The sequence below is a fragment of the Bradyrhizobium sp. 195 genome (assembly GCF_023101665.1).
Classification (GTDB): domain Bacteria; phylum Pseudomonadota; class Alphaproteobacteria; order Rhizobiales; family Xanthobacteraceae; genus Bradyrhizobium.
Genome location: NZ_CP082161.1, coordinates 4,270,199 through 4,295,223 on the forward strand (window position 1 = coordinate 4,270,199; position 25,025 = coordinate 4,295,223).

Annotated in this window: 20 protein-coding genes; 7 read left to right on the forward strand and 13 right to left on the reverse strand. The window is 65.2% G+C overall.

Annotated features, from left to right (window positions below; translation table 11 throughout):
• Window positions 1–11: 11 nt before the first annotated feature.
• Window positions 12–959 carry an alpha/beta hydrolase gene (locus IVB26_RS19700; protein WP_247967013.1) on the reverse strand — a complete coding sequence of 316 codons (948 nt, stop codon included), beginning with the start codon at window positions 957–959 and terminating at the stop codon, window positions 12–14.
• Window positions 960–1,168: 209 nt separating this feature from the next.
• On the opposite strand from IVB26_RS19700, the gene IVB26_RS19705 reads away from it, so the two are divergent.
• Entirely contained in the window at window positions 1,169–2,194 is a 1,026-nt protein-coding gene (locus IVB26_RS19705; RefSeq protein WP_247967014.1) for a DUF2155 domain-containing protein, read from the forward strand.
• 39 nt (window positions 2,195–2,233) lie between these two features.
• On the opposite strand, the gene aat is transcribed toward IVB26_RS19705, so the two are convergent.
• The 10 genes from aat to IVB26_RS19755 all read right to left on the reverse strand — a co-directional run bounded on the left by aat (window position 2,234) and on the right by IVB26_RS19755 (window position 12,191).
• Window positions 2,234–2,914: a leucyl/phenylalanyl-tRNA--protein transferase gene (aat, locus tag IVB26_RS19710; RefSeq protein ID WP_247967015.1), complete on the reverse strand. Its 681-nt coding sequence runs from the start codon at window positions 2,912–2,914 to the stop codon at window positions 2,234–2,236.
• A 61-nt stretch (window positions 2,915–2,975) separates the two neighbouring features.
• The gene (locus tag IVB26_RS19715) at window positions 2,976–4,079 is read right to left on the reverse strand and encodes a sensor histidine kinase (RefSeq protein WP_247967016.1); all 1,104 of its coding nucleotides are present in this window, start codon (window positions 4,077–4,079) and stop codon (window positions 2,976–2,978) included.
• Window positions 4,076–4,516, reverse strand: a complete 441-nt coding sequence (locus tag IVB26_RS19720) for a response regulator (protein ID WP_246929263.1) — start codon at window positions 4,514–4,516, stop codon at window positions 4,076–4,078. Before IVB26_RS19720 ends, IVB26_RS19715 begins: the two co-directional genes overlap by 4 nt.
• A complete protein-coding gene (locus IVB26_RS19725) occupies window positions 4,513–6,039 on the reverse strand; it encodes a sensor histidine kinase (protein ID WP_247967017.1) in 1,527 nt (508 codons plus the stop codon). The genes IVB26_RS19720 and IVB26_RS19725 overlap by 4 nt, the downstream gene beginning before the upstream one ends.
• Before the next feature lie 106 nt (window positions 6,040–6,145).
• Window positions 6,146–7,504 carry an acetyl-CoA carboxylase biotin carboxylase subunit gene (gene accC, locus IVB26_RS19730; RefSeq protein WP_247967018.1) on the reverse strand — a complete coding sequence of 453 codons (1,359 nt, stop codon included), beginning with the start codon at window positions 7,502–7,504 and terminating at the stop codon, window positions 6,146–6,148.
• Between the two features lie 82 nt (window positions 7,505–7,586).
• Window positions 7,587–8,075: an acetyl-CoA carboxylase biotin carboxyl carrier protein gene (gene accB, locus IVB26_RS19735; protein ID WP_247967019.1), complete on the reverse strand. Its 489-nt coding sequence runs from the start codon at window positions 8,073–8,075 to the stop codon at window positions 7,587–7,589.
• A gap of 37 nt (window positions 8,076–8,112) precedes the next feature.
• On the reverse strand, window positions 8,113–8,580 hold the full coding sequence (aroQ, locus tag IVB26_RS19740) for a type II 3-dehydroquinate dehydratase (RefSeq protein ID WP_247967020.1): 468 nt from the start codon (window positions 8,578–8,580) through the stop codon (window positions 8,113–8,115).
• A 228-nt stretch (window positions 8,581–8,808) separates the two neighbouring features.
• Window positions 8,809–9,687: a DUF1236 domain-containing protein gene (locus IVB26_RS19745; RefSeq protein ID WP_247967021.1), complete on the reverse strand. Its 879-nt coding sequence runs from the start codon at window positions 9,685–9,687 to the stop codon at window positions 8,809–8,811.
• A 207-nt stretch (window positions 9,688–9,894) separates the two neighbouring features.
• Complete coding sequence (locus IVB26_RS19750; RefSeq protein ID WP_247967022.1) at window positions 9,895–10,662, reverse strand: DsbA family protein; 768 nt, start codon at window positions 10,660–10,662, stop codon at window positions 9,895–9,897.
• A gap of 128 nt (window positions 10,663–10,790) precedes the next feature.
• Window positions 10,791–12,191, reverse strand: coding sequence for a M48 family metalloprotease (locus IVB26_RS19755; protein WP_247967023.1), 1,401 nt, complete (start codon window positions 12,189–12,191; stop codon window positions 10,791–10,793).
• A 192-nt stretch (window positions 12,192–12,383) separates the two neighbouring features.
• Here IVB26_RS19755 and IVB26_RS19760 point away from each other — a divergent pair, with 192 nt between their 5' ends.
• The 3 genes from IVB26_RS19760 (at window position 12,384) to IVB26_RS19770 (ending at window position 15,636) form a co-directional block, all read left to right on the forward strand.
• The gene (locus tag IVB26_RS19760; protein ID WP_247967024.1) at window positions 12,384–13,571 is read left to right on the forward strand and encodes a pyridoxal phosphate-dependent aminotransferase; all 1,188 of its coding nucleotides are present in this window, start codon (window positions 12,384–12,386) and stop codon (window positions 13,569–13,571) included.
• Between the two features lie 89 nt (window positions 13,572–13,660).
• Entirely contained in the window at window positions 13,661–14,218 is a 558-nt protein-coding gene (locus IVB26_RS19765; RefSeq protein ID WP_247973222.1) for a biotin transporter BioY, read from the forward strand.
• Window positions 14,219–14,301: 83 nt separating this feature from the next.
• The gene (locus IVB26_RS19770; protein ID WP_247967025.1) at window positions 14,302–15,636 is read left to right on the forward strand and encodes a dicarboxylate/amino acid:cation symporter; all 1,335 of its coding nucleotides are present in this window, start codon (window positions 14,302–14,304) and stop codon (window positions 15,634–15,636) included.
• A 66-nt stretch (window positions 15,637–15,702) separates the two neighbouring features.
• On the opposite strand, the gene IVB26_RS19775 is transcribed toward IVB26_RS19770, so the two are convergent.
• Window positions 15,703–16,935: an NAD(P)/FAD-dependent oxidoreductase gene (locus IVB26_RS19775; protein ID WP_247967026.1), complete on the reverse strand. Its 1,233-nt coding sequence runs from the start codon at window positions 16,933–16,935 to the stop codon at window positions 15,703–15,705.
• Window positions 16,936–17,000: 65 nt separating this feature from the next.
• The gene (locus tag IVB26_RS19780) at window positions 17,001–19,301 is read right to left on the reverse strand and encodes a ribonuclease E/G (protein WP_276578692.1); all 2,301 of its coding nucleotides are present in this window, start codon (window positions 19,299–19,301) and stop codon (window positions 17,001–17,003) included.
• Window positions 19,302–19,322: 21 nt separating this feature from the next.
• On the opposite strand from IVB26_RS19780, the gene IVB26_RS43105 reads away from it, so the two are divergent.
• From IVB26_RS43105 to IVB26_RS19790, 3 genes are all read left to right on the forward strand, one after another.
• Complete coding sequence (locus tag IVB26_RS43105; RefSeq protein WP_276578693.1) at window positions 19,323–20,189, forward strand: hypothetical protein; 867 nt, start codon at window positions 19,323–19,325, stop codon at window positions 20,187–20,189.
• A 616-nt stretch (window positions 20,190–20,805) separates the two neighbouring features.
• Window positions 20,806–22,101, forward strand: coding sequence for an N-acetylmuramoyl-L-alanine amidase (locus IVB26_RS19785; protein WP_247967028.1), 1,296 nt, complete (start codon window positions 20,806–20,808; stop codon window positions 22,099–22,101).
• 324 nt (window positions 22,102–22,425) lie between these two features.
• Window positions 22,426–24,927: a penicillin-binding protein 1A gene (locus tag IVB26_RS19790; RefSeq protein ID WP_247967029.1), complete on the forward strand. Its 2,502-nt coding sequence runs from the start codon at window positions 22,426–22,428 to the stop codon at window positions 24,925–24,927.
• Window positions 24,928–25,025: the final 98 nt, after the last annotated feature.

A 25,025-nucleotide genomic window follows, 5' to 3' on the forward strand; every position in this document is an offset into this window, starting at 1 on the left:
GGAAAGGCGCTTCAGCCCAATCCCTTCAGCCACGCGCCGATCTCGCGCACGGCGACATTGGCCTCTCGCAACAATTTTCCCATCGTGAAGAAGCCGTGGAACTGGCCGGGATAGTGCTTGGTGGTCACGGGCACGCCGGCTTGGCTGAGCCGCTCGGCATATTCGTCGCCTTCGTCGCGCAGGGGATCGGCGCCGGCGGTCAACACATAGGCAGGCGGCAGTCCGGCAAGGTTTTGCGCACGCGCCGGCGAAGCGCGCCAGTCATGGATGTCGGCGGCGCCATTGAGGTAGTGGTCGCGGAACCAGCGGATCACCGAATGCGTCAGCAACACGCTGGTCTCGGGCTCGCTGTGGGAGCCATGGGTCATGGCGAAATCGGTGGCTGGATAGATCAGCACCTGGCCCGCAAGCGCAGGGCCATTGCCGTCGCGCGCGGCCAGCGCCACGACCGCGGCGAGATTGCCGCCGGCGCTGTCGCCGCCGATCGACAGGCGCGAGGCGTCGATGCCGAGCTCGCGCGCGTTGGCTGCGACCCATGTGGTCGCGGCGATGGCGTCCTCAATGGCGGCGGGAAATTTGTGCTCGGGTGCGAGGCGGTAATCGACCGAGATCACGATCAGCGCGCCTTCGACTGCGAGCTGACGGCAGACGACGTCGTGCGAGTCGAGATCGCCGATCACCCAGCCGCCGCCATGGAAGAACACCAGTGCCGGCGACAGGCCATCATATCGGCGCGGCTCCTGGGGAACGTAGAGGCGGGCGGGGATGGCGCCGTGCGGCGCCGGAATCGCAAGCTCTGCGACGCGGGCGAGCGCCGGCGGCTCGGGGTTGGTGGCAAAGCGCGCCTGCGCATAATAGGCGCGCGCCTCCGCTGCGGTCAGGGTCTCGTAGGCGGGGCGGCCGGCGTTCTGGAAGGCCCTGTAGACGGCGGCGGCATCGGGATCGAGCACAACGGGCATGGCGGGCGGTCTCGGGGGTTCCGGTCAGGGTTGGATGTCGTTTTCGGAAGGCGCTGCCCGCCTCGCACCCCCTGGGGAGGGGTGATCGACTATCCCATTCGCGAGCCGGTCTGGCCAGACGGGGCCGGGAAGGGCAGGGTTGCCGCCCTTCCCCCGCCGTATTCGCCGTGTTAACCGGAGGGCCTGCGAGCGGCGGTATCCCCTGTAGAATGTCCAACAAGCCCGATTCGCTGTTGAAGCCGCGCGAGATGTTTCGAACCATTACCCTGACAGGTCTTGCGGCGCTTTTGGCCGCCACCGCACTGACGGTTGCGACGCCGGCTCAGGCGCAGATCGGCACGATCTTTTCCGATCCGCCGCCGCTGCGGCCGCCCGGCAACATTCCGCGTGGCCAGCCGCAACCGCAGCAGATCCCCGACGACGACGAAGAGGTGCCGGAGCTGCCGCCGCAGGGCCGTGTGCTGCCGTCGCGCCCGATGCCGCCGCCGCCGGGCCGGCAGGGGAATGTGATGCCCGGGCCGGTCGAGACCCAGCCGCTGGCGCCGCCACCGGGCTCCGCCGTCGCGCCGCCGAACCAGCCGCCCTCCGCGGCGATTGCGCCGCCCGGTCCGCCGGGAGCCCCGGGTCAGCGCCAGCCGCAGCAGAAGGGCGCTCCGGGCGCCGTGCCGCAGACCCCGGCGAGCCTGCAGCCGGGCGACGAGGTCGTCACCGAACCGCCGGCCCAGAAGATCGTGAACAAGAAGGCGACCTTCTCCGGTCTCGACAAGATCACCGGGCGCATCATCAATTTCGACGAGGAGATCGGCGAGACGGTCCAGTTCGGCGCGCTGCGCGTCAAGACCGACGCCTGCTACACGCGGCCGGCGACGGAGGCCACCAACACCGACGCCTTTGTCGAGGTCGACGAGATTACCTTGCAGGGCGAGGTGAAGCGCATCTTTTCGGGCTGGATGTACGCGGCAAGCCCCGGCCTGCACGGCGTCGAGCATCCGATCTACGACATCTGGCTCACCGACTGCAAAGAGCCGCAGCAGACCATTGCGACCGCCGCGCCAGACCCCGCGACCAAGCCTGCGCCACCGCCGCCCGCGCAGAGGAAGGCCGCGCCGAAGCAGGTCCAGCAGCGTCCGCCGCAGCCCTTGCCGCCGATCCAGCAGCAGCAACCGGCACCGCCGCCGCCCCCGCCGCCGGAGCAGCGGCCAGGTCTGTTCGGCATCCCCGGGTTTGGCCGCTAGGCCAAATCCCCCTCGTTCGGCCGCTAACCCAGCTGTCCATTATTGCCGCGAGGCGACGATCTCGAGCGCGCGTGCGCCCGGGATTGCCTCACCGGGCGAGACCCTGAGGAAATCGCCGGGCTCGCCGGCGAGCGCCTTGTCGAGCAGTGCGGTGTAGCGCCGCCTCGAGATCTCGGCCGCGCCGAAGCTCTTCAGGTGTTCCGTGACATATTGGGTATCGAGCAGCTCGAAGCCGCCATGGATGAGCCGCGCGACGAGGTGCACCAGCGCGACCTTCGAGGCATCGCGCGCGGTGTGGAACATGCTCTCGCCGAAGAAGGCTCGTCCCAGGCTTACGCCGTACAGGCCGCCGACGAGATCCTCGCCCTGCCAGGCCTCGACGCTGTGGCAATGCCCGAGTTCGTACAGGCCGCCATAGAGGTCACGGATGCGCTTGTTGATCCAGGTGTCCTCGCGTCCGGCCTGCGGCGCGGCACAGCCGGCGATGGTCGCCTTGAACGCGGTGTTGACGGTCACGCGAAATACATCCGAACGCACGGTGCGCGCGAGCCGCGAGGCGACGCGAAATCCATCGAGGGGGATGACGCCGCGCAACTCCGGCTCGACCCAGAACAGGGTCGGATCGTCAGCGCTTTCCGCCATCGGGAAGATGCCGCAGGCATAGGCGCGCAGCAGCACGGCCGGTGTGATTTCAGACGGAGCGGAGTCGCGCGAAGTCATGGTTCGCAATCATAGCAGGATCGCGATGCGGTTGCGATGGGGTGCGCAGCAGGGCGCGAGCTCAACTCGCGGCGGCGGTGCTGGTCTTGCGGGGGCTTGCGGGCGCGCGACCGAACTTCAGAATGATCCGGGTTCCGGAATGCGCGGGATCGCGCTCGACCGAGGCGTCGAGCTTGGAGGCCATGGCCGCGACGATGCGCTGGCCCATGCCGGTGGAGCGCGGATCGGCCTTGACGTTGTCGCCTACGCCGTCGTCGGTGATCGACAGCAGGAGATCGTCGCCTTTCGAGTTCAGCTCGACATGGATCGGGCCGGCGCCGTCGGGATAGGCATATTTCACCGCGTTCATCACCAGCTCGTTGACAATGATGCCGACGGCGACCGCGCGGTCGGGATCGATTTCGATCGGCTCGGCCTTCAGCGTCAGGCGCGACATCCGGTTGCCTTCGGCCGAGCGGCGCAGATCCTCGAGCAGCGAGTCCAGATATTGGTTCAGGACCACGCTCTTCAGATCCTGCGAGGTGTAGAGACGCCGGTGCACCTGCGCGACCGCGGCGACGCGGCCCATCGCATTGGTCAGTGCCGCCTTGACCTCGTCCTGCGCGGCGGAGCTTGCCTGAAGGTGCAGAAGCGAAGCGATGATCTGCAGCGAGTTGCCGACGCGGTGATTGACCTCGCGCAGCAGCAGCTCGCGTTCGGCAGCAAGGGCTGCGTAGCGGTCACGCGAGGCATGGATCTCGGCTTCGGCCTCCTCGCGCGCCTTCTGCAATTCGGCCTGGCGCAGCGCGCCCTCGGTTGCGACGTGGAGCAGGGGGATGAAATCGCCCGTGATGTCCTTGACGAGATAGTCGGCCGCGCCAGCCTTCAGCGCGGTGACCGCGATGTTGGAATCCTGCGAGGCCGTGACGAACACCACCGGTGGCGCCCCCGGGATCGCCATGATCTGCTCCAGCGTCTCCAGCCCGTCGAGGCCGGGCATATACTGGTCGAGCGCGACCACGTCGATGCCGCCTTCGGCGCTCGCGCGGCGGATGCGCTCCAGGCCTTCCTCGCCGCTCGCGGCATGGACGACCCTGTAGCCGCGCCGCGTCAGGCCGCGATCGACCAGGCGCGCCAGCGCACCGTCGTCATCGATGTAGAGCAGTGTTGGTGTGCGCTGATTCATGGAGCGGCGGGCGGAACCTGGATGACCGAGAAGAACAGGCCGAGCTGCCGGATGGCATTGGCGAAATTCTCGTAGTTGACGGGCTTGGTGATGTAGACGTTGCAGCCGAGCTCGTAGCAGCGCTTGATTTCCTGGGAATCGTCGGTGGTGGTCAGCACCACCACGGGCGAAGCCTTCAGATATTTGTTTTCCTTGATCTGCCTCAGGATGTCGATCCCGGTCATGTCGGGCAGGTTGAGGTCGAGCAGGATCAGCAGCGCATTGCCCTTCTGCACGAGCCCGGAGCCGTCGGCGCCGAACAGGTGCGTCATCGCGTCCGTGCCGTTCTTGAAAGAGACGATCTCGTTGTTGACGCCGGAGCGGCGGATGTTGCGCTCGATCAGGCGGGCATGGCCCTCGTCGTCCTCGATCATGATGATGGTGACAGGCTGGGTCATCGATCTGCGTTCCGGTTGCTTACGTTCCAGGCGATCGGCAGCGTGATGGTGAAGGTGCTGCCCGCATTCAGTTCCGATGATACCGACATGGTGCCGCCGAGGCGACGCACAAGTGCACGCACATGCGCAAGTCCGATGCCCTGCCCGGGCTTGTCCTGGGTTCCCGCGCGGCGGAACAGGTCGAAGATCCGCTGATGATCCCTAGCGTCGATGCCGCGACCATTGTCGCTGATCTCGAAGATAGCGTAACCGAGCTTGGTCCGCCCGCGAATTCTGATCTCTCCGGGCACTCCGCGCTTCAGATATTTGATCGCATTGTCGATCAGGTTGGAGAAGATCTGCTCGAGCGCGAGCCGGTCGCTCACGACATTTGGTAGGGGCTCGAGGTGGATCTCGGCCTGCGCTTCAGCCGCCTGATGCGCCAGCGTCGACACGATGGCCTCGATCAGCTCGCTTGTGTCGATCTTCACGGGCTGGAATTCGCGCCGGCCCTCGCGGGTGAGGTTGAGGATCGCCGAGATCAGCCGGTCCATCTTGGCGATCGACGACTTGATGAAGCCGAGCGCTTCGGAAAAATCCTCCGAGAGTTGCTTGTCGGCGCCCTCGAGCGCGATCTCGCCGGGCCCTGCGGGCGCCAATGGAGGTCCGTCCGCAGGGACGTGGGCGAGGCCGCCGATGCGGCGAAAGATGTCGTTGCCGAGTTCATCGAGCTCGCTGGTGAAGCCCATGATGTTGACGAGCGGCGAGCGCAGGTCGTGGCTGACGATATAGGCAAAGCGCTGGATCTCGTCGTTGGCTTCGCGCAGGTCCGCGGTGCGCTCGTCGACGACGGACTCAAGGTTGGCGTAGGCCTCGCGCAGACGGTTCTCGGCCTCGTCGCGGGCGACTGCCGAGCGCCGCACCAGCCAGATCGAGATCAGCGCCAGAACCACGACGAGGCCGGAGCCGATGCCCGTCATCGAGGCGGCGAGGGTCTGGCTGCGGTCGGAGTTGGCGGTTCGGAGGCGGAACAGGCGCTCCTCCTCCTGGATCATCGCGTTCGCTGCGGCGGTGATCTTTGTCGTGGTGTCCTGTGCCGCAGCCTCGCGGACCAGCGCCACGGCCTTGTCTGGTTCGCCCTGCTGGATGAAGGTCATCTCCTGCGCGAATTGGCCGAGGCGGGTTTCGAGGGCGGCGCTCAGCTTTTCGATCTTCTCGCGTTGCCCTGGATTGTCGCCGCTCAGGCGCGTGAGCTTGTCGAGGGCGGGGATGATGGCGGCCACGGCCTTTTCATGGTCGTCGCGGAAATTTGCCCCCTGCGTCAGCAAGAAGCCACGGGCGCCGCTTTCTGCGCGCCGGATCTCGAGCAGCAGGGCGTTGATCTGGTTCTCGACCTCGATGGTATGAATCACCCATTTGCTGTCTTCCCGAGCCTTGTTGACGAGGTAGACGGAGCCGGCGCTGATCACGGTCAGCACCAAAAGGCCCGCTGAGAATAGCAGGATCTGCCAGAGCGCGCGCCGTCGTTGGGCATCAGCCCTCACGACGGTTCACCGGTCTACATTCAGTGGAGTTCAAAACGCCCCCTTGGAACTGGCCCCAGCGTCCAGAACGCGATTGAGGCCAAAGGGTTCCACCAAGGGAGGCAGATTATCTCGGCGCGGGTTCCGCCTTGCCGGCCAGGTACTGTTCCAGCCAGTGGATGTGATAGTCGCCGTTGATGATGTCGTCTTCGCGCACCAGCGCGCGGAACAGCGGCAGCGTGGTCTCGATGCCTTCGACCACCATCTCGTCGAGCGCCCGGCGCAGCCGCATCAGGCATTCGGCGCGGGTCTTGCCATGCACGATCAGCTTGCCGACCAGGGAATCGTAATAGGGCGGGATCGTGTAGCCCTGGTAGACGGCGGAATCGATCCGGACGCCCAGCCCGCCGGGCGGATGGTATTGCAGGATGCGGCCGGGCGAGGGACGAAAGGTCTGGGGATGCTCGGCGTTGATGCGGCACTCGATCGCATGGCCGATGACCTGGACCTCTTCCTGCCGGGCCGGCAGGTCGCCGCCGGCGGCGATGCGGATCTGCTCCAGCACGAGGTCGATGTCGGTAATGCTCTCGGTGACGGGATGCTCGACCTGGATGCGGGTGTTCATCTCGATGAAGTAGAACTCGCCGTCCTCGAACAGGAACTCGATGGTTCCGACGCCGAGATATTTCATCTCGCGCATGGCTTTGGCGCATGTTTCGCCAATCTTGGCGCGCGCGGCGGCGGCAAGGACGGGCGAGGGGCCTTCTTCCCAGACCTTCTGGTGGCGGCGTTGCAGCGAGCAGTCGCGTTCGCCGAGATGGATCGCGCCGCCGCGGCCGTCGCCGAGGATCTGGATCTCGATATGGCGCGGCTTCTGGAGGTATTTTTCGAGGTAGACGGAGGCATCGCCAAAGGCGGATTTGGCCTCGTTGGCCGCCGTCGACAGCGCCACCTGGAGGTCGGCCTCGCTGTGCGCGACCTTCATGCCGCGGCCGCCGCCACCGGCCGCAGCCTTCACCAGCACGGGAAAGCCGATCTGTCTCGCGATTGACATCGCGTCGTCGTCGGGGCCGACCGCGCCGTCGGAGCCCGGCACCACGGGGATGCCCAGGCGCTTGGCGGTCTTCTTCGCCTCGATCTTGTCGCCCATCAGGCGGATGTGCTCGGCCTTGGGACCGATGAAATGGAGATTGTGCTCGGACAGGATTTCCGCGAAGCGGGCATTTTCAGACAGGAATCCGTAACCGGGATGCACGGCATCGGCGCCGGTGATCTCGCAGGCCGCGAGTAGCGCGGGAACGTTGAGATAGCTGTCCTTGGATGCCGGCGGCCCGATGCAGACGCTCTCGTCCGACAGGCGCACATGCATGGCGTCGGCGTCGGCGGTGGAGTGCACGGCGACGGTCGCGATCCCGAGCTCCTTGCAGGCCCTGAGGATGCGAAGGGCGATCTCGCCGCGATTGGCTATGAGGATCTTGTCGAACATGGTGCCTCAGGGGGCGAATGGGCAATAGCGAATGGCGAAACAGGCAGGAGTAACTATTCGCTACTCGCTATTCGCCACTCCCTCACTCGATGATGACCAGCGGCTCGCCGTACTCGACCGGCTGGCCGTCCTCGACCAGGATCTGCGTCACCGTGCCGGCGCGCGGCGAGGGGATCTGGTTCATGGTCTTCATCGCTTCGATGATCAGCAACGTCTGTCCGACCGAGACCTTGCTGCCGACCTCGATGAACGGCTTGGCGCCCGGCTCAGGCGCCCAATAGGCGGTGCCGACCATCGGCGAGCTGACCGCGCCGGGATGCTTCGACAAATCGGGCCCGGCGGCGGCAGGCGCGGCGGAGGCTACCGGCAGGGCGGCGGCAGCAGCTGCCATCGGCACAGGCATGGTCGCAGCAACGCTGATGTTGCGGGCGACGCGCAGGCGCAGGCCGGCACGTTCGATCTCGATCTCGGTGAGACTGGTCTCATCGAGCAGCAATGCGAGCTCGCGGACGAGCGCGGAATCCTCGCTGGAAAACTTTGCGGCTGCTTTGTCGTCTGGCTGGCGCGCCATGTTCTTTGATCCGAATGTTCTGTTTGATGAGGGAGCTTCAGGCTTTGGGCTTGATGGCAAGCTTGGCGGCAAGGCCCTGGATGGCGAGGCGGTAGCCCTCGATGCCGAAACCGCAAAGCGAGGCGAAGGCCGCGCGCGCGGTGTAGGAGTGGTGACGAAAGCTCTCGCGGGCATGGATGTTGGTCACATGCACTTCGACGGTCGGGATCTGCACCGCGAGCAGCGCGTCGTGCAACGCGATCGAGGTGTGCGAATAGCCGCCGGCATTGACGATGATGCCCTTCATCTTGCGCGCATGCGCCTCGTGGATGAAATCGATCAGCTCGCCCTCGCGGTTGGACTGCCGGCAATCGGCCTTGAGACCGAACGTCGCCGCCGTCTCCCGGCACAGCGCCTCGACGTCGGCCAGCGTGGCGTGGCCATACTTTTCCGGCTCGCGCGTCCCCAACATGTTGAGGTTCGGCCCGTTCAGGACGAGGATCGTGTCGATTGCTGGTTCGGCCATTCCAATCCCGCAAAGAGGTGCTTCGGCGTGGCGGGGTTATAGGTAACAAAGCGTCCTAGGGGAAGCCTTGAAGGACCTTCAAGGGGACTTAAGGTGCCTCATCCCAGGTGCAAAAACCTGTGCGCAAGCTACGGAAATTGCTTGTTAACCAGTCTGAGCCATGGCTGCCGGCCAACCGCAAAGGGGCGGGCATTGCTGCCCGCCCCAGAGCTTGCCGGTATCGCAGCCTTAGACGTTCAGGACGGCTACGATCTCGTAGGTGTCCGGATTGATGATCACGATCTCTTCCTTGACCAGGACGTACTTGTACGCCCGCCACTCCGGATAGATCGTCACGACTCGGGACGGCAGGGCGTGAAGGGTAATGCCCTCACGCGGCACGCGGGTGCCAACCGAGATCGAGAAGTTCACGTTGGTCACCGGGGCCACGCGCTCCTCGCGGATCACGGACGTAATCTGGGTCCGCTGCTCGGTCGAGAGCTTCGCACCTGCGCCGGCCTGGCCAACCGTGGTCGACGTGGAGCTCTGGCCCTGCGCGTTCTGGTTGGTGCTGGTACCAGTCTGGCCCTGAGCGTTCTGGTTGGTGCTCGTGCCGGTGCCCTTCTGGTTCTCGGCGTTGTTGGTCGAGGTGCCGCTCTTGCTGCCCTCAGCCTTCATGTCCTTCTGGTCCTTTGAGCCGGACTTGCTGGTGTCCTGGCTCATGCTCTTGGACTTGTCCTGGTGGGACTTGTCCATCTGACCCTGCGCGCGTTCGTCGGTGCGCTGGCCCTTGGTCGCACCAGCCTTGTCCTCGGCCGCGTTCTTGTTCATCGCGCCACCAGAGGAACGCTCATCCTTCATCGCGCCTGACTTGTCTTCGGAAGCGCGATCGGACTTCATCGTGCTGGAGCCGCCGGCCTGGCCGACGGTACCCTTGTCGTGGCTCACGGAGTCGCGGCCCGTCGATCCACCGCGTTCGGCGGCACCACCCGAAGGCTGCGAGTGCTGCATCTGCGCGCCGCCGGCGCCACCGCCGCTGTCGCGGCCCATGCTGTTCTGTGCGTTTGCCAGTCCCGTGCCCGCGACGAGCGCGATTGCGGCAACCGAGATCATAAAGCGGTTCAACATCGAAATTCTCCTCACGTGGTTCTTGCGTCATTGCCCGCGCCGACAACGAAAGGAGATTTCAGTTGTTCCGGAACTTCGCCTGTTCCGCGGCATTTGTTTGTTGAATGCCAGATGAATGACTTTGCACGAAGACGCCAATGTTCCGTGTAAGAAAAAAGGCCGGCTTTTCAGCCGGCCTTTTCGTATTTTCAGTATCGTAAAACGTGTTCAGCAAGTTGCCTTGCCGCAGCGGGCGATGCCGATCTTTTCCTTCAGGCCTTCGACGCCGACGGCGCCGATCACGATCTGCTTGCCGATGACGTAGCTCGGCGTGCCGTTCATGCCCATCGCTTCGGCGAGCTTGAAGTTCTCCTCGATGGTGGCGCGCACCTCGGGGCTGGCGATGTCCTTCTCGATCTTCGCGGTGTCGAGGCCGGCTTCCTTGGCTGCTTGAAGTGCGCGTGCCTTGTCGGCGGCACCGCGGCCGGTGAGCAGCTTCTGGTGGAAGTCGAGATATTTCTTGCCGGAGGGATCCTGCATGCGCACGGCGACCGCGACCTGGGCCGCTTCCACCGAGCCCTGGCTCAGCACCGGAAACTCCTTCAGCACGACCTTCAGCTTTGGATCGCTCTTCATGAGCGTAAGCATGTCGTCCATCGCGCGCTTGCAGTAGCCGCAATTGTAGTCGAAAAACTCGACGAAGGTGACGTCGCCGTCCTTGTTGCCGAGCACGACCTGGCGCGGCGAATTGAAGATCGCGTCCGCATTTTGCGCGATGCTGGCCTCATGCTTCTGCGTCTCGGCCGCGGCCTGACGCTTGCTCAGCTCGGCCATGGCCTCCTCGAGCACCTCGGGGTGGCTCACGAGATAGTTCTTGATGATGGCCTCGATGTCGGTGCGCTGGCTACCGGAGAAACTGTCGGCCGACGCGGGCGCGGCTGCGCCGAACAGGGCGAGCGCAAACAACGCAGAAGCAAGCAGGCGCAGCGAAGGCATAGGCAAATCCTCTTATCCAAAGCAGTTTCGAGAAACGTCCCGGCGGACTCAAGCTCGGCGTCGTGACGTCGCGGTGTCGGGCGTCGTTTTAGGCATTTCATCACGTGGCGGCTTGGCCGCCACGATGTTCAATTGCGCGGCGGCTTCGCCGCCACGATGTCGTCGGCCTTGACCCATCCGGGCGTGCCGACGGCGAAACGGGTTTTCGCGCGCGTGGCTAGCTCGCGGGCGGTCTTGTTGTCGCCGCGCAGATAAGCGGCCTGCGCCGAGGCGAGATCTGCCTCGGCATATTCGCCCTTCCGGCCATAGGCCATCGCGAGCTGGGTATAGCCGAGCGCCGCCTCGGGCTCTCGCGCTACCGCGGCGCGGAGAATCCGAACAGCGTCGTCGGTGTAGGCCTTATTATCGGTTCCAACCAGAGCCTGCCCAAGTAACATCTCGATGAGGGGCGAATTGTTCGAGAGCTGCGCCGCCTTGCGCAGGGCCGGGATCGCCTCGGCTGGCTTGCCGCTTTCAAGCAGGGCCTGGCCGCGCACCTCGTAGAAGTACGGGTTGTTCGGCTGGACCTGGATCAGCGCGTCGATCTGGGTGAGCGCGCTTCGGAGGTCCCCGTGCAGATAGGTGCTGATGGCGCGGGCATAGCGCGCCGGCATGCTGTCGTTGGTTTGGGGATAGCGGCGGTACACGGTTTCCGGCCGCTCCATGAAAGCGGAGATCTTGGCGCGCACCATGTCGTGGCGGAGCTGGAGCGCAGGATCGTCCTTCTTGTTCCAGAAGGGGCTCGAGCTTGCGAACTCCTGGAGCGCTGCGACGCGCTCGGCCGGCATCGGATGCGACTGGAGATAGGGATCAGCGCCGCGCGCGGCGAACAAGCTCTCGCCTGTGAAGCGCTTGAAGGTCTCGTACATGCCCTTCGGCGATTGCTGGGTCGCGGTCAGGAATTTCACGCCGGCGCGGTCGGCGTTCTCCTCCTGCTGGCGCTGATAGGACAGCAGCGTGCGGCGGATCACCTCCTGCGGAGCGGAGATCGCGGCGGCGCCGGCATTGGCGAGCCCGTTGTTGCCGGCGCTGCTGCGCTGGGTGCTGCCCGCGGCGATCGCGCCGGCGCCGAGCAGCATCGCGATGATCATCTGGGTCTGGGCGGCGGCGAGCTGCTCGCGCAGCTTGGACAGGTGCCCGCCGGCCAGATGCCCGGTCTCGTGCGCGAGCACGCCGATGATCTGGTTCGGCGTTTCCGATTGAAGGATCGCGCCGTAATTGACGAAGATGCGGCGGCCGTCGGCGACGAACGCGTTGAACGAGTTGTCGTTCAGGATCACCATCTGGATGTTCTGTTTCTCCAGGCCCGCGGCGCGCAGGATCGGGCGCGTGTATTCGCGCAGCAGCTGCTCGGTCTCGGTGTCGCGCAGGACCGGCGGCCCCTTGGCTTGCGCGTGCGCGGCCGAGAACGGCGTCAGCGCGATCGCCGCAGCCATGACGAGGGCGGTGAGGGCGGAGGCCTTCTTGCGCAATGCGATTTGGAGCAACATCAGGCGGTCTGGGTCAAACGGTCTTGATCAAGCAGTTTCGTGATTGGTTTTGGCGATTGGCGGCGGACCGGATACGCGATATGCCCTTGCGGGCCGTTCCCCTTATGACCCGTACAATGCGGCCAGTCTGGGGCGCAAGCGCCCCGTTTCCCGGACCGGACGGACCGGTTCGCCAGCGAATAGCAGAAATCGATGCACGATACGACCTTGAGGAACCGGTTGGGGCAGTGGCTCGCGCCCTCCCGCCGGAGCGATGTTCCCCCGTTCATGGTGATGGACGTCATGGCCGCGGCGGCCCGAATCGAGGCTGCTGGCGGCCATGTCATCCACATGGAGGTCGGCCAGCCCGCGGCCGGCGCCCCCAAAACCGCGATTGCGGCCGCCCATGCGGCGCTCGAGGCCGGGCGGATCGATTATACCTCCGCGCTCGGCATCCCCAGTCTGCGCGAGCGCATCGCACGGCATTATCGCGATGCCTATGGCTGTAACGTCAGCCCCGAGCGGATCGTGGTGACCACCGGATCCTCCGGTGGGTTCATTTTGGCTTTCCTGTCGATGTTCGAGCCGGGCGACCGCGTTGCCGTGACGGTGCCGGGTTATCCGCCTTATCGTCATATCCTCACCGCGCTCGGTTGCGAGCCGGTGCTGATCGAGACCACCAACGAGACGCGCCATGCGCTCACGGGCGAGGCATTGCTTGCGGCCCATCGCAAGGCGCCGTTGAAGGGCGTGCTGGTCGGCAGCCCCGCCAATCCGACGGGGACAATGATGTCCCGCGAAGCGCTCGCTGGTCTGATTGCGGCCGCCGAAGACGCGGGCATCCGCTTCATCTCGGACGAGATCTATCACGGGCTCGACTATGCGTTTCCGGCCGTCACCGCCGCAGCACTCTCCGAGCACGCACTCGTGATCAACTCGTTCTCGAAGTATTTTTGCATGACGGGCTGGCGCGTCGGCTGGATGGTCGTGCCTGAAATCCTGGTGCGGCCGATCGAGCGGCTGCAGCAGAATCTGTCGATCTCGGTGCCGTCGCTCTCGCAGATTGCCGCTGAAGCCGCCTTCGACGGTGCGGCCGAGATGGAGGCGATCAAGCACGGCTATCAGGAGAACCGGCGGATTTTGATCGAGGGATTGCCGAAAGCTGGCCTCAGCAAGTTCCTGCCGGCCGATGGTGCATTTTATCTCTATGCCGACGTCTCGGACTTCACCTCCGACAGTTTCGAGTTCGCCAAGCAGATGCTGGAGCAGGCACGCGTCGCGGCCACGCCCGGCCTTGATTTCGATCCCGTTCACGGCCGCTCGTTCATTCGTCTTTCCTATGCGCGCTCGCCCGGGGAGATGCGCGAGGCAGTTGACCGGATCGCTCACTGGCTTAAATAGCCGCCAGTTTTCGACCACCTCCGGAGTTCATCTTGTCTGACCGATCTGCCCCGACCGTTGCTGCGCCGCATTTTTCTCTCGCCGCATTGATGTGGCCGACCCGGCCGGGCGAAACCGTTGGCGCAGTGCGCGCGGTCGTGCTGATCGCGCTCGGCACCGCATTGATGGCGCTATCAGCGAAGGTCAGCCTGCCGCTGCCCTATGTCCCCATGACGTTGCAGACGCTGGTGGTGCTGATGATCGGCGCGGCCTACGGCTGGCGTCTTGGCAGCGCAACCATGATCGCCTACCTCGCCGAAGGCGCGCTTGGCGCGCCGGTATTTGCCGGGCCGGTGGGTGGCATTGCACCGCTGCTCGGCCCGACCGCGGGATATCTTTTCGGTTTCATTGCGGCCGCATTCGTGACCGGCTGGCTCGCCGAGCGCGGCTGGGATCGCAGCATGCCGCTTTTGTTTGCAGCAATGGCTGTAGGCCATATCGTCATTCTGGCCGCCGGCTTCGGCTGGCTGGCGTTCGGCCTCGGGTTGGGTGTTGCGAAATCCTGGCAGGTCGGCATCGTGCCGTTCGTTGCGGCTTCGCTGGTCAAGAACGCGCTTGGCGCGACGTTGATGCCAGCCGCGCGCAGGCTGATCGAGCGCCGAAGGTAAACCGGCAAAAGCGAACGGTTCCGATTGACAGGGCCGGCCAAGTTGATCTTGGCTGGCCCAGCGTTTTGAGGGGGAGTGAAACGATGACGACGACAACGATGGCGGGGGCGCCGGTCGCGCCGCCCGTCGCCAAGCCGTGGTACAAGGTTCTCTACGTTCAGGTGCTGATCGCCATCGTGCTCGGCGCCATCGTCGGCTGGCTCTGGCCCTCGCTCGCCACCAACGAATGGATCAAGGCGATGGGCGACGGCTTCATCAAGCTGATCAAGATGGTGATCGCCCCGATCATCTTCTGCACCGTCGTTTCCGGCATCGCCCATATCCAGGATGCCAAAAAAGTCGGCCGCATCGGCGTCAAGGCGCTGGTCTATTTCGAGGTCGTCTCGACCTTCGCGCTGGTGATCGGTCTCGTCATCGGCAATCTGGTGAAGCCGGGCGCGGGCTTCGGCAGTGGCGCGGCCAACGAGGCGGCCGTTGCAAACTACGCCAAGCAGGCCGCCGGTCAGAAGTCCGTCGACTTCGTGCTGCACATCATTCCGGACACCGTCGTCGGCGCGTTCGCACAAGGCGAGATCCTGCAGGTGCTGCTGTTCTCGGTGCTGTTCGGCTTCGCGGTCATGAGCCTCGGCGAGCGCGGCCACACCATCCGCAGCTTCATCGACGACGCCGCTCATGCCGTGTTCGGCGTCATCTCCATCGTGATGCGTGCAGCGCCGATCGGCGCGTTTGGTGCGATGGCCTATACGATCGGCAAGTTCGGCACCGGCGCGATCCTCAATTTGGTCGGGCTGATCGCCACGTTCTATGTCACCGCGGCGTTGTTCGTTTTCGTCGTGCTCGGCATCATCGCACGTCTGGCAGGGTTCTCGATCTTCAAGTTCCTGGCCTACATCAAGGACGAATTGCTGATCGTGCTCGGCACCTCGTCCTCGGAAAGCGCGTTGCCGTCCCTGATGGAAAAGCTGGAGCGGCTCGGCTGCTCCAAGTCGGTGGTCGGCCTCGTGGTGCCCACGGGTTACTCGTTCAATCTCGACGGCACCAACATCTACATGACGCTGGCGACGCTCTTTATCGCGCAGGCGCTCGGCTACGATCTCTCCTTCAGCCAGCAGGCCACGATCCTGGTCGTGGCGATGCTGACGTCGAAAGGCGCTTCCGGCATCACCGGCGCGGGCTTCATCACGCTGGCGGCGACGCTGGCCGTGGTCGATCCGCGCCTCGTGCCTGGCATGGCGATCGTGCTCGGCATCGACAAGTTCATGAGCGAGTGCCGCGCGCTGACCAATCTGTGCGGCAACGGCGTCGCCTGCGTGGTCGTTGCCTGGTGGGAGGGTGAACTCGACCGCGACAAGCTCAACGCCAACCTTTCCAAGCAGATCGATCCGACCGACATGGAGACGGCGATCACGACGGACTGATCGCGCCCTCGGGCTTGGAGCGAAAAGGGCTGGTCGAAATCCTCGATCAGCCCTTTTCTTTTGGGACTAGAACCGCTCCGGCCGATACGGCGCGGGATCAATCGCCGGCGTCTCGCCGCTCATGATCTCGGCGAGCAGACGTCCGGTCGCCGGTCCCAGGGTAAAGCCCTGGTGGCCGTGGCCGAAATTCATCCAGAGGCCGGGATGACGCGGCGCTTGCCCGAGCACCGGCAGCATGTCGGGCGTGCAGGGACGGGTGCCGAACCACGGATCGGGCTCGACGCGCTTGCCGAGGTCGATCAGCTCGCGTGCGGAGCCTTCCGCGCTGGCGAGCTGCACGGGCGTTGCGAGCGCGTTCGGGCTCGTCAGCTCGGCTCCTGTGGTGATGCGGATGCCCTTGGCCATCGGCCCCATGGCGTAGCCGCCGCCCTTGTCGACGAGAGGCAGGTCGAGCGAGGCGCCGCCGCTGTAGTGCATGTGGTAGCCGCGCTTGCGGACCAGCGGAATGCGATAGCCGAACTTGTGCAGCAGATCGGGCGACCACGGCCCGAGCGTCACGACGGCGTGGGGAGCGTCGAGGCGTCCCTGGTCCGTATCGACGGACCAGCCGGTCGCGGTCTGGCGCAGGCTCTGCGCGTTCCCGAGAACGATGGTGCCGCCGAGGCGCTCGAACAGCTCGGCATACGCCGTGACGAGCGCCCCTGGATCGGACACCGTCCAGGTGTCGAGCCAATGGATCGCGCCGGGAAGATCGTCGCGCAGGATCGGCTCGGCCTTGGCAAGCTCGCTGCCGGAGAGCACGCGAAAATTCACGCCGAATTCGCGTTGATCTTCCTCCGCCGTCTTGATCGCGAGGTCGAATGAAGCGGCATCGCGATGCAGCATGCGATAGCCGGCGCGGCGGATCAGATTGTCGGCATGGGCTTCACGAATGAGGATGTCGTGCTCTGCGGTCGCGTAGGCGATCAGCCGTGCCCAGGCCTCGATCGCCTCGCGATGCCGCTTCGGCGCCGAGTGCCACCAGTAGCGGAGCAGGGGCTCGACATGGCGGTGAAGCGACGACAGGCTGTAGCGCACATCGTTGGTGCGGCCGGTCGCGATCTTCAGCAGTGTCGCAAGGTCGCGCGGCATCGGATAGGGGCGGACCGCTTCGGCCTGGATCATTCCGGCGTTGCCATAGCTGGTCTCGCGGCCCGGCTCCCTGCGATCAACGAGCGTGACGGTCCAGCCGCGCTGCTGCAGGTGCAGCGCCGCACTCACGCCGATCATGCCACCGCCGAGAACGATTGCGCTCTGCATTGGAACCTACCTCGCCAAATCAAAACCGCCCGGTTTGGCCGGGCGGTTTCATCTGGATGATCCTCTTATTCGCCGCCGCCGAAGCGGCGGGACCACCAGCCGGCGCGACGCGGCGCGGCCGGCGTTTCGCTTGCCGCTTCCGGCGCCGGTTCAGCTGCCGGCGTCGGCGCGGCGACCGGCTCGGCCGCTTGCGCAACCGGCGTTGCCGGCTCGCTCGGGCTGCTCGACAGGAAGCTCACCTTTTCGCGGACCGTGGAGCGGCGCCGTGCGGCCTTGTCGTCGGCAGGCTCTTCCTCCGCGGCAAAGGGCTCAGGCTGGGCCGGCGCCTCGGTCTGCACCTCGGCGCGTGGCTCAGGCTGCGAGACTTGCGGCTCAGCGCTGTGCTCGGCTTGCACGATCGAGGGCGCGGGCTCGCTGCCGAAGCCGTCGAAATCGGCAACCGCGTCGGCAGCTTCCGATGGCTGATTGGTGCCGAGCTCGTCGCCGATGGAGCCGGCGAGACCTTCTTCGGCGCCACCGCGACGGCGGCGTCCGCCGCGGCGACCACGCCGGCGCCGGCGGTCGCCGCTGCCCTGCTGCTCACCACGGGCTGCTTGTTCCTCGCCTTCCTCGCCGTCCTGCTCGGCCTCGGCATCGTCCTCGCCTTCGCCGGCCGCAACAGCCGCCTCGGGAAGGGTGGCAGGGCCATCCTCGCGCAATTCGCCGTCGCGCGGGCCACCGCGGCCGCGGCGGCGACGGCGGCGCTTGCGGCGCTGGCCGTCCTGCTCGGAGGCGGCGTCACCTGCGGCCTGCTCCTCGGCGAGGCCTTCGGTCTCCTCGGTCTCGACCTCGGATTCGGTTTCCGGATCGAACTCCTCGTCGTCGTAAGCTTCTTCGGCCAGGGGCGGCGGGCTCGCGGCGGCCTGCGCCACGAGCAGCGCCTTGGCGGCCTCCAGCGTATGCACCTGCTCGCCGCGATCGATGAGATAGGCCTGCGGCCCGCTGACGCTGGGATCTGCGATCACCGAGAGGGTGACCTTGAAGCCGTTCTCGAGATCACGCAGATGGCCGCGCTTGTGGTTGAGCACATAGAGCGCGACGTCGGTGCGGGTGCGGACCACGAGATTGTGGGTCGCGCCCTTCATCAGGATCTCTTCGAGGCCGCGCAGCAACTGGAGCGCCACCGAGGACACCGAGCGGACATGGCCGGTGCCGCCGCAATGCGGGCACGGATCGGTCGAGCTCTCGAGCACGCTGGCGCGGATGCGCTGGCGCGACATCTCGAGCAGGCCGAAATGGGAGATGCGGCCGACCTGGATGCGCGCGCGATCCTGCCTGAGGCAATCGGACAGCTTGCGTTCGACCGCGCGGTTGTTGCGCTTCTCGTCCATGTCGATGAAGTCGATGACGATCAGGCCGGCGAGGTCGCGCAAGCGAAGCTGGCGGGCGACCTCTTCGGCCGCCTCCAGATTGGTCTTGAGCGCGGTGTCCTCGATATGGTGCTCGCGCGTCGATCGTCCGGAGTTGACGTCGATCGAGACCAGCGCCTCGGTCTGGTTGATCACGATGTAGCCGCCGGAGCGCAGTTGCACGGTCGGCGAGAACATCGCGTCCAGCTGACTCTCGACGCCCATGCGCGAGAACAGCGGCTGGCCGTCGCGATACTGCTTCACGGCGCTGACATTGGCGGGCATCAGCATCTTCATGAAGTCGCGCGCTTCACGGTAGCCGGATTCACCCGCCACCGAGATCTCGTCGATCTCCTTGTTGTAGAGGTCGCGCAGCGAGCGCTTGATCAGCGAGCCTTCCTCGTAGACGAGGGTCGGGGCTTGCGAGTTCAGCGTGAGGTCGCGCACCGTCTCCCACATCCGGATCAGATATTCGAAGTCGCGCTTGATCTCGGGCTTGGTGCGGGCGGCGCCGGCGGTACGCAGGATGATGCCCATGCCCTCGGGCACGTCGAGATCCTGCACCACTTCCTTCAGGCGGGAGCGGTCCTGGGCGCTGGTGATCTTGCGGCTGATGCCGCCGCCGCGTGCGGTATTCGGCATCAACACGGCGTAGCGGCCGGCGAGCGACAGGTAGGTCGTCAGCGCCGCGCCCTTGTTGCCGCGCTCTTCCTTGACGACCTGCACCAGCATCACCTGGCGGCGCTTGATGACTTCCTGGATCTTGTACTGGCGGCGCGGCCGGAAGGTGCGCTCCGGCACTTCCTCCAGCACGTCGTCGCCGCCGACGGATTCGACGACTTCCTCTTCGGCTTCCTCGTCGTCTTCGTCTTCCTCGGCGTCGTCGTCTCCGGCAGCCGCTTCGGCTTCGTGATGGGAAGCCTCGGCGCTCTCGCCGGCGGCGTACACGGCGTCGGCCGGTTCAGCGGCTGATGTCACGGCCTCGGCGAGATCCTCTGCGTGTGCTTCGGAGGCAACCTCTTCCGGCTCGGCAACAACCCCGGTGGCGACCACGGGCTCGGCGCCGATTGCTGCGACAGGCGCGGGCGTCTCGTCGGCATGATCGTGGTCGTGATGATCGTGCTCGCCGTGATGACCATGGTCGTCATGATCGTGGGCGTGATGATCGTCACCTTGGGCATGATGATGGTCGTCGTGCCCATGTCCTTGGTGATCATGTCCTTGGTGATCATGTCCTTCGTGGTCATGATCGTGATGATCGTGGCCTTCGTGCTCGCCGTGATGCTCCGCGCCGGCGTGCAGGTGCTCACCCTCGTGCAAAGCGCCTTCGGGCAGGGCCTCGCCCTGGACCGGCTGGGCCGCGGGATCGGCGCCTTCGACGATGTCGCTGCGGACGCGTTCGCCATGACCACGGCGGCGCGAATTGCGGTGGCGCGAACGGCGGCGGCCGTGGGAGCGGTTCTCGCTCTCCTCCTCGGCCTCGCGATGGGCCTGTTCCTCGGCCTCGATCAGCGCCTGCCGATCCGCGACCGGAATCTGGTAGTAATCGGGATGGATTTCGCTGAAGGCGAGGAAGCCGTGGCGGTTGCCGCCATATTCGACGAAGGCGGCCTGGAGCGAGGGTTCGACCCTTGTGACCTTGGCGAGGTAGATATTCCCGCGCAGTTGCTTGCGTTGCGCGGTCTCGAAATCAAACTCTTCGACGCGATTGCCGCGGACCACGACGACCCGGGTCTCCTCCGGGTGGGTGGCATCGATCAACATCTTGTTGGGCATGTCTTAACTCTTGGCGGCGGCGGGCGCGATTCACCGTGGGCGCGATCAGCGCTGCCGGGTGACGCGACGGTCCACCTGATTCGGGGGTGAGGGGAAGGCCGAAACGCCGTCTCTCGCGCCTTGCCGGACCGGAAGCTTCAGGACCAAGGCGGCGTGCGGGATTTTCACTCCGCAGCGTCGCGAATGGTCCTTCAGAATTCGTCGGCACAGTCTGGCGCATCAAGCGTCGGCCCGTATGAAACATTGGGCGGTGAGGCCGCCCTTCAATCAGTTGCTGCTGGCCAGGCATGGCGCGAGCGCGCTCGCCTTGGGGATCACGAACCGCTCCCTTGGGGATCAAGGGACCGGGTAATGGGTTACGTCGCTGTCAGAACTGTCCCGGTCACGCGAGTGGTAACCTAGGACCGTCCGCCGCCGGCGCTTGACCCGTTCCACCTCGCTGCCGCGCACCGCGCTGGTCTTAGAGGGAAACGGAAAACGCTGGAATTCTCAAACCTTGAGAGTTCCGGCGATGCACCGGGAGGCTGAATGCGACACAACCGGAAATATCGGCCGTCAGCATTCCGTACATACGAGGAATGAGCCATACGTGCAAGGGAGCGTCGCATGGCGGTCACAGTCAGCGAGTTTCGCGTTTCTGTCATTAAGGGTGGATTAACCCTGTGGTTCTATTGCGTTAAAAGGGCTGCTCGGAGGCACGGAATCGGTGGCGAGCCGCACAAATCGACGGATTCTGCTGGGATGCGCGCTGCTGTGCGCTGCAGCATTGCCATGTGCTGATTCCTCGCGCCTAAGGGCGGCGGAAAGCCAGCCGCAACCCGCTGTTGCGGTAGCGAATTTCCCGGTTGCCTCGGCCGCCCGGCTGGCCGGCGACGGCAAGCAGACTCGCTTCATTCTCGACATCGATCAGGCCATAACCTTCCGTGCCGTCACGCTGGCCGACCCGTACCGGGTCGTCGTTGACGTGCCGCAGGTCAATTTTCAGCTGCCGGCGGGCACAGGGGCCGGGGGGCGTGGACTGGTCAAGGCGTTCCGCTACGGGCTCGTCATGCCCGGCGGCTCGCGAATCGTGTTCGACCTGACGGGACCGGCCAGGATCGCCAAGTCCTACGTGGTGGAGGCGGCCAACGGCCAGCCGGCCCGGCTTGTGCTGGAGCTGGAAGAGGTTGACCGGGCCGCCTTCGCGCAGTCGCTCGCGTCCGAAAATCGTCCCGAGCTACGGTCCACCATCGCCGAGGCGAAGCCTGCGCCGGCTCCCGCGACGACAGCCCCGGAAACGGCGCAGCAGAAGGCCGACGGCCGCCCGGTGGTCGTGATCGATCCCGGCCATGGCGGCATCGACAATGGCACGCAGTCGAGCGGCGAGAGCGAGAAGAACCTGGTACTGGCCTTTGGGCTGGCGCTGCGCGACAAGCTGGAGAAGGCCGGTAAATACCGTGTGGTCCTGACGCGGGACGACGACACCTTCATTCCCCTCAATGACCGGACCAAGATCGCTCGCAATCTCAAAGCCGCCTTGTTCGTCTCGATTCATGCCGATGCGCTGCCTCGTGCCGAGGGCGATGCGCAGGGCGCGACCATCTATACGCTGTCCGACAAAGCGTCCGACGCCGAGGCCCAGCGGCTGGCGGATGCGGAAAACCGGGCAGATGCGATCGCCGGCTTCAACCTGGCGGAGGAGCCGACCGACGTCGCCGACATCCTGATCGACCTCACGCAGCGAGAAACCCGCACCTTTTCAAACCGTTTCGCTCGCCTTTTGATGGGTGAAATGAAATCGACGGTGCGGATGCACAAGCATCCGCTTAAGTCGGCCGGCTTCCGGGTCCTGAAGGCGCCCGACGTGCCCTCGGTGCTGGTCGAGATCGGTTATGTCTCCAACAAGGGCGACCTCGAGCATCTGGTCTCCGAGGGCTGGCGGTCCCGCGCTGTGGGCTCGATGGCGCAGGCCATCGACGGGTTTTTGACCAAGCGGTTGGCCACGGCGGGATCGTCAAATTGACGACCCGGGGATCGTCAAATTGACGACCTCGGGATCGTCAAATTGACGACCCGGGGATCGCCCAATTGGGCGACCCTGGGGGTCTTCAAACTGAAAGGGTTTTTCCGTCCCGTCGCAAAAGCCCTAGTTTGGCCACAGCGGGCGCTTTATAAAAATGCCGCAGGGGGTTCCGGAATCGGCGAGAACCCCGTTCGGCAAGCGTCTTAAGTCCGGCATTGATGGTATTGCGTAAGCCGGTGAATTCGCGACGTGAATTTGGCGCCTGTTTGGGGCGCCAAGGGGCTGATACTGGGCTGATCCAGAGTTTGAACGGATAAACACATAATGCGCTTGCTGGTGCGGTTCATGGGCTTCCTGTTCGCCGCGGGAACGGTGGTGTTCCTTGTCGGTGTCGGGGCCGTGGCAGGCCTGATCTGGCATTTCTCCAAGGACTTGCCGGACTACTCTCAGCTTCAGGATTACGAGCCGCCGGTGATGACCCGCGTGCACGCGGTCGACGGTTCGCTGCTCGGCGAATACGCCAAGGAGCGGCGGCTGTATTTGCCGATCCAGGCCGTGCCCAAGCTCGTGATCAACGCGTTCCTGGCGGCCGAAGACAAGAATTTCTACGAGCATGGCGGCATCGACTACACCGGCATGGCGCGCGCCGGCGTTGTCTACATCCAGAACTACGGCTCCAACCGCCGCCCGCAGGGCGCTTCCACGATCACCCAGCAGGTCGCGAAGAACTTCCTGCTGACCAACGAGGTCTCCTTCGCCCGCAAGATCAAGGAAGCCTTGCTGGCGATGCGGATCGAGAAGACCTACTCGAAGGACAAGATCCTCGAGCTGTATCTGAACGAAATCTACCTCGGTCTCGGCGCCTACGGCATCGCAGCCGCTTCGCTGGTCTATTTCGACAAGTCGGTGAACGAGCTGACGGTTGCGGAAGCGTCTTACCTGGCCGCGCTGCCGAAGATGCCGGCGACGCTGCATCCGGTTCGCAACCGCGACCGCGCCGTCGAGCGCCGCAATTACGTGATCGACCGTCTGGTCGAGAACGGCTGGATCAAGCAGGCCGACGCCGACAAGGCGCGCAAGGAGCCGCTCGCCGTCACCAGCCGTTCCAACGGAGCCCATACCTTCGCGGGCGAATATTTTGCCGAGGAAGTCCGTCGCGACATCTTCGAGCGCTATGGTGAGAAGAAGCTGTACGAGGGCGGTCTCTCCGTCCGCACCACGCTCGATCCGAAGATCCAGGTCATGGCGCGCAAGGCCATGGTCTCGGGCCTCGTGAACTATGACGAGCAGCAGGGCTATCGCGGCGCCATGAGCAAGCTCGATATTTCGGGTGATTGGGGCGTGAAGCTCGCCGAGATCAAATCGCTGTCCGACATCTCGCCATGGCGCATGGCGGTGGTGTTGGAGACCAGTGACCAGTCGGCGCGCATCGGCTTCCAACCGAGCCGCGAGCTTGGCGGCGCCGTGAGCAAGCAGCGCGAGACCGGCATCATCACGGTCGATGGCGTGCGCTGGGCGCGGGCCGTGCAGGGAGGAACCAAAGGCAAGACGCCGACGGCGGTGTCGCAGGTGCTCCAGCCCGGCGACGTCATTTATGCCGATCCGCTCTACAAGGACGGTCAGCCGGTCGAAGGCCAGTACCGGCTGCGCCAGATCCCCGAAGTGTCCGGCGCCATGGTGGCGATGGATCCGTGGACCGGTCGCGTGCTCGCGATGGTCGGCGGCTTCTCGTTCGACCAGAGCCAGTTCAACCGCGCCACGCAGGCCTACCGGCAGCCGGGGTCGTCGTTCAAGCCGATCGTCTATTCGGCCGCACTCGACAACGGCTATACGCCCTCGACCGTCGTGCTCGACGCACCCATCGAAATCGACCAGGGGCAGGGCGCAGGCGTGTGGCGGCCGGAGAACTTCTCCTCGGGTAAGTTCCAGGGACCGGTGACGCTGCGCAACGCGCTGCGGCAGTCCCTCAACACGGTGACGGTGCGCCTCGCGCAGGATATCGGCATGCCCTTGATCGGCGAATATGCCCGCCGCTTTGGCGTCTATGACGAGCTGCCGAACTATCTCTCCTACGCGCTGGGCGCCGGCGAGACGACGGCGATGCGCATGGTCACGGCGTACTCGATGCTCGCCAATGGCGGCCGCCGGGTGAAGCCGACGCTGATCGACCGTATCCAGGACCGTTACGGCCACACCATCTTCAAGCACGACCAGCGCGAATGCCGCGGCTGCGACGCGCCGGGCGGCTGGAAGAGCCAGCCTGAGCCGCAGCTCATCGACCGCCGCGAGCAGGTGCTGGATTCCATGACCGCCTATCAGATCACCGAGCTGATGGAAGGCGTGGTGCAGGCCGGTACGGCCACGGTCATCAAGGAAGTCGGCAAGCCCGTCGCCGGCAAGACCGGTACCACCAACGAGGCCAAGGACGCCTGGTTCGTCGGCTTCTCGCCTGACGTCGCCGTCGCCATCTATATGGGCTACGACAAGCCGCGGCCGCTGGGTAAGGGCAATGCCGCAACCGGCGGCCATCTGGCGGCTCCCATCGCGCGCGATTTCCTCAAGCTCGCGCTCGCCGACAAGCCCGCGGTTCCGTTCAAGGTGCCTGCCGGCATCAAGCTCGTGCGCGTCGTCTCCAAGACCGGCATGCGCGCAGGTCCCGGCGAAACCGGCGGGACCATCCTTGAAGCCTTCAAGCCGGGCACGGCGCCGCCGGACAATTATTCGGTCATCGGCGTTGCCGACGCCGACGGGCGGATGCCGGCCTCGCAGCAGCAGCAGCCGGATTCCGGCTTCTTCATGCGGCCCGGCACCGGCGGGCTGTACTAGGGCCGGATAACACAGACGATCGCGGTTCCGGCGGTTGCGCTTTGCAGCCGCCGCCGCTACATCCCCATCTCGAATTGCACGCGGGATTCCGCGAGACA

Excerpts from the sequence above, each read along its gene's own strand:
- IVB26_RS19700 (WP_247967013.1), bottom strand. The coding sequence starts at position 959 with ATGCCCGTTGTGCTCGATCCCGATGCCGCCGCCGTCTACAGGGCCTTC.
- IVB26_RS19705 (WP_247967014.1), top strand. The coding sequence starts at position 1,169 with ATGTCCAACAAGCCCGATTCGCTGTTGAAGCCGCGCGAGATGTTTCGA.
- aat (WP_247967015.1), bottom strand. The coding sequence starts at position 2,914 with ATGACTTCGCGCGACTCCGCTCCGTCTGAAATCACACCGGCCGTGCTG.
- IVB26_RS19715 (WP_247967016.1), bottom strand. The coding sequence starts at position 4,079 with ATGAATCAGCGCACACCAACACTGCTCTACATCGATGACGACGGTGCG.
- IVB26_RS19720 (WP_246929263.1), bottom strand. The coding sequence starts at position 4,516 with ATGACCCAGCCTGTCACCATCATCATGATCGAGGACGACGAGGGCCAT.
- accC (WP_247967018.1), bottom strand. The coding sequence starts at position 7,504 with ATGTTCGACAAGATCCTCATAGCCAATCGCGGCGAGATCGCCCTTCGC.
- accB (WP_247967019.1), bottom strand. The coding sequence starts at position 8,075 with ATGGCGCGCCAGCCAGACGACAAAGCAGCCGCAAAGTTTTCCAGCGAG.
- aroQ (WP_247967020.1), bottom strand. The coding sequence starts at position 8,580 with ATGGCCGAACCAGCAATCGACACGATCCTCGTCCTGAACGGGCCGAAC.
- IVB26_RS19745 (WP_247967021.1), bottom strand. The coding sequence starts at position 9,687 with ATGTTGAACCGCTTTATGATCTCGGTTGCCGCAATCGCGCTCGTCGCG.
- IVB26_RS19750 (WP_247967022.1), bottom strand. The coding sequence starts at position 10,662 with ATGCCTTCGCTGCGCCTGCTTGCTTCTGCGTTGTTTGCGCTCGCCCTG.
- IVB26_RS19755 (WP_247967023.1), bottom strand. The coding sequence starts at position 12,191 with ATGTTGCTCCAAATCGCATTGCGCAAGAAGGCCTCCGCCCTCACCGCC.
- IVB26_RS19760 (WP_247967024.1), top strand. The coding sequence starts at position 12,384 with ATGCACGATACGACCTTGAGGAACCGGTTGGGGCAGTGGCTCGCGCCC.
- IVB26_RS19765 (WP_247973222.1), top strand. The coding sequence starts at position 13,661 with ATGTGGCCGACCCGGCCGGGCGAAACCGTTGGCGCAGTGCGCGCGGTC.
- IVB26_RS19770 (WP_247967025.1), top strand. The coding sequence starts at position 14,302 with ATGACGACGACAACGATGGCGGGGGCGCCGGTCGCGCCGCCCGTCGCC.
- IVB26_RS19775 (WP_247967026.1), bottom strand. The coding sequence starts at position 16,935 with ATGCAGAGCGCAATCGTTCTCGGCGGTGGCATGATCGGCGTGAGTGCG.
- IVB26_RS19790 (WP_247967029.1), top strand. The coding sequence starts at position 22,426 with ATGCGCTTGCTGGTGCGGTTCATGGGCTTCCTGTTCGCCGCGGGAACG.